Source organism: Bacillus pseudomycoides DSM 12442, assembly GCF_000161455.1.
GTDB classification, from domain to species: domain Bacteria; phylum Bacillota; class Bacilli; order Bacillales; family Bacillaceae_G; genus Bacillus_A; species Bacillus_A pseudomycoides.
This window is the reverse complement of the sequence record NZ_CM000745.1, coordinates 4,959,297-4,963,259: the sequence shown is the minus strand read 5'-3', so window position 1 is coordinate 4,963,259 and position 3,963 is coordinate 4,959,297. Positions and strand designations below refer to the sequence as shown.

3 protein-coding genes are annotated in these 3,963 nt (G+C 31.0%); 1 reads left to right on the top strand and 2 read right to left on the bottom strand.

The window, feature by feature from the left end; translation table 11 throughout:
- The first annotated feature begins 527 nt into the window (after positions 1-527).
- Positions 528-917 carry a VOC family protein gene (locus BPMYX0001_RS25200; protein WP_006097000.1) on the top strand — a complete coding sequence of 130 codons (390 nt, stop codon included), beginning with the start codon at positions 528-530 and terminating at the stop codon, positions 915-917.
- 754 nt (positions 918-1,671) lie between these two features.
- Here the strand turns inward: BPMYX0001_RS25200 and BPMYX0001_RS25195 are convergent.
- Together BPMYX0001_RS25195 and BPMYX0001_RS25190 are read right to left on the bottom strand one after the other, a co-directional pair.
- Complete coding sequence (locus BPMYX0001_RS25195; protein WP_033799353.1) at positions 1,672-2,100, bottom strand: hypothetical protein; 429 nt, start codon at positions 2,098-2,100, stop codon at positions 1,672-1,674.
- A gap of 891 nt (positions 2,101-2,991) precedes the next feature.
- Entirely contained in the window at positions 2,992-3,753 is a 762-nt protein-coding gene (locus BPMYX0001_RS25190) for a Nif3-like dinuclear metal center hexameric protein (RefSeq protein ID WP_006096998.1), read from the bottom strand.
- Positions 3,754-3,963 lie beyond the last annotated feature (210 nt).

Sequence of the window (3,963 nt, the reverse complement as noted above, 5' to 3'; positions counted from 1 at the left end):
TAATAAACTTACATGAATGCTTTTAGAAGTGTTGCTACTAATGGGATTACTCCACCTAAGAATGATAAAACTGCCATTGCGATTGTCATATTATTTCCTCCTCTTGAAATTTCTGAATATTACGAATTCTATAAATTCATTATATTACAGATTTAAGAATATAACAATATCTTTTTTTATTCTCTCTAAGATTTCGAAATATGCCCATAACAACATTTCTCACGCCACATTTATTCATGATAATTGAGTTCACTTTTTTCGTTTTGGGGTGGACTTGTTTTCTTAAGTTGATGGGCATGTATAGTGACCCCATGTAGGTTCTATATCTCTATCAAATGGTTTTTGCACCAGAACCCTTCAAAGTCTTAGCTTGATAGGCATGAAATTCATACCAAAGTCCTACTGTTTATTAATTTATACGTCTTTCATCTTAGATAGCTCTCCCCTGAATGATGGATTTTAATCCAGATATCTCTAATATATAATAGCTATTGTAAGGCTTTTAAAATTTAAAAGGAGGGAATTGCATGAAGAATTGGGTTCAGTTTAGATTTGCAAGACCAACAGATAAATTTGAAGAAGTTATAGGTTTTTATGAAACAGGATTGGGTTTAAACCGTATAGGGGAGTTTCAAAATCATGAAGGATACGACGGGGTTATGTTTGGATTACCTGATGAAGAGTATCATTTAGAGTTCACAAGGCACGTTAATGGAAGTCCATGTCCTGCGCCGACAAAAGATAATTTACTAGTTTTTTATATGCCTAATAAAGATGAAATTGAAAAAATAACGAATCGATTAAATAAAATGGGCTATCATGAAGTTGAACCGGAAAATCCGTATTGGATAGAGAAGGGAACGACGATAGAAGATCCGGATGGTTGGAGAATTGTACTCATGAATGCAGTTGGATAAAACAAGCTTTTTTAAATATTTAATAGTAAGTATTTTTATTCCTAAGTTCCATGCAATCTAAAAAAATGCAAGAGAAATCTTTGTAAGGAAAAACGAAAAACATACAGTATTAAACCTACCAAGAAACTTTGTTTACATAAAGTTTCTTGGTTTTTTATTAGATGTACTAACGCTTTTTAGGATGTATCACTAATAATCTAGAAAAAATCCCCTGGTATTTAATTGTAATTCAGAATATTTAGATGTATAATGAGTATAGTATAAATCAATCTTTTATCCCCACTAATCAAAAAAGGGTTGTAAAGCAGAAAGCAGGAATCCATAACGGGTTCCTGTTTTCTATTTATAAAATAGTACAGCTCTGGATTCGATAACAAAAGTATCATTATTTCATTGGATTTTCTGAAATTTTAAGTGTTGAGATCCAATTTATTTTATAATGAGGATTAAATGTAAATAAGAAATGAGCTTTACAAAAGATATAAAATGTTAAACTCATAAAATCCAGTGATATCAGTACGTGTGCATGATATCACTGGGTTTTTATTTGGATATTTAACGGTGGATTTTACAAATTATAAAAAGATGTAAGCTTAGTTTTACTTTTTAAATATGAACCGTCCTAAAAAGTGAACAGCGTTTAAAAAGGTATATTCATTTTGAACACTGTCATAGTAAGGATTTTCAGTCCTTAGCATACAATTTTATTTTTCGATATGGTGAGGCTCCTACTGTGTACATATACACACACGTATTATTCTATATGAGCAAATTTAACTTTATTTGGATCTACCTTTGCGTTTATCACTTTGACCTTTATAGAATAGGTAGCTTCTTCTAGAGAATTTATAGGGGCTGAAAATGGTTGGAAAGATGAATGCTTATGATTAGGGATAGTTGCACTTGTTACATATGATAAATCACCTATTAAATTATAAAACTCAAATACTACTCGGCTTGGTTCTTGTTCATTAGCTGAACTTACATCAGCAATCCCAATAAAAGTATTAAAATAAGGGTAGTATCTTATGGCATCCCCATCATAAAGCCAAAATTCACTTTCATTTACGGATGATTTTTCATTGTTAATTTGAGCGGAAACTGTATTCTGAGCAGGACTATAAAATGTACCAAAGACTAGAAAACCTATACTCATTACCGGAATAAGAATTCTTTTCTTCAATTTAACGACTCCTTTAATTACAGTTTTTAACAATTTAATAATACTATTTTCCCTTTAAAGTGTAAATATGGAAAAATTTTTTATCAAAGAAGCAAAATGATATGTCAAAAAACAAGAAGCACCGAAAAATACGATTGATACAAAAATAACCTACCTAATTGGGTTTACCACACCATTTTGGTGAGATTACGCCCGCTCCCCCTTTTGTGTAAAGTCATAAAGAAAAGACACCCTAAGGTGCCTTCCTCTGACTTGAACCATTTTCATTTAATACGAATCTATCCGTATTATCCCTTTGTTATAGATGTAAACACAGCCTATAAAACAGAGTCGTCTATATACACCAGATTGTTAGTTCACAAAATACAAGAGATTTGAGATCAGTATCGGAGTAACGCCACATCCCCTATAATGATTGATATGTTACGCCTTTCAAAAGAATCTGATTTATAGAACGTGTCAAAATTTATATTTTACTATATTTAATATTCATTTAGTGTATTTTTCGTTAATATGTATAATTACATAAAGGGATATCGTCAGCATTTCGGAAAAAACGACGCTAAGAGCATGCAAGGTTTTATACAGTTTTTCGGCTAATCCAGTAACAAACGAGAATCCTAAAACCACGCGAGGATAGGAATGTATAAAAAAATGCATAGATCCATAGAACAAAAAAAGGAGGATCCCTTGTGAGAGTAGGGATCCTCTTTGTCCTCGCTACTGATAATGAGACGTTATGTTAACCTTTCATGTATAAGGTATACAAATAAACTTTTTAATTATCCTTCATATAAAAATGGATTCTCTTATAGCATATCTATATGTATTATTTACAAAAAAGTTTAATTAAATCTCATAACAACAGCATATAAAAGCGTTATCTATGTCTTATTTTATATTTGCTTCATAATGCTCTTCATTAAGTCTCACTACTTCAAGTTCTTTTTTATTCTCATTCAATTTCAATGCTAAACTTTGAATTCCAAAGAATTCTGTGAAAGTATGACTCCCAATGATAAGATTTATCCCTTTAAACTGAGCATATTGAATCGTATACAAATTACATTCACCTGTAATGTATACGTCACACTTATTTTCAACTGCTTCCTTAAGGCAAGTTGTTGACCCTCCATTACCACAGACTAAGCCCACTCGCTTCACCTTTTTGTCATTAAACCGCCAAAATTTAACTGGTTCTTCAAGTATATTTTCGATATTTTCCACCAATTCATTAAATTCAATTTCTTTATCATATTCTGCGATTCTACCAAAATATAACCCTTCCCATTCGTGGGTTCTTTTAACATTTTCTAAATTCAATTTTTTTAATAAACTATCATTTGTTCCAAAGTTACAGTCATCAAGTGGCAAGTGATTATAGTAGTGACTTATACCATACTCTGCTAGTTTTTCTATGCATGCCTCTTTTAATCCATATATTTCATCCCATGCATCGTGGTGTGTCACCATCATATCAACTCCATGAATTCTTGCTTCCTCAATAGTTTCAAGCGTTAGGTTAACACAGTATCCTAATTTTTTAACTTTTTTATCTGCATGGTATGTAATCCCAGATTCACTAGAATAGATTTTCTTATTTGTTACATTAAAAAGTTCATTAATTCTTTCAACAATATGTAAAACATCCATATACTTACCTCCTCAATTTCATCCTATATTTCTTTATTATATTATAAAACATGTTCATTTTTTCTAAAAGAGTTTAAAATTAACAAAGAACTTCGTCAATTAGTTAGAGATGGAGAAAAGATTGAAGCTATTAAAAAAGCCCGATAGGTTTTGGGATTATCATTATTTGAAGCTAAAAATTATGTTGATTCTTTATAGATAACTTCCGAG

Coding starts and splice junctions, on each gene's coding strand:
- BPMYX0001_RS25200 (WP_006097000.1), top strand. CDS start 528: ATGAAGAATTGGGTTCAGTTTAGATTTGCAAGACCAACAGATAAATTT.
- BPMYX0001_RS25190 (WP_006096998.1), bottom strand. CDS start 3,753: ATGGATGTTTTACATATTGTTGAAAGAATTAATGAACTTTTTAATGTA.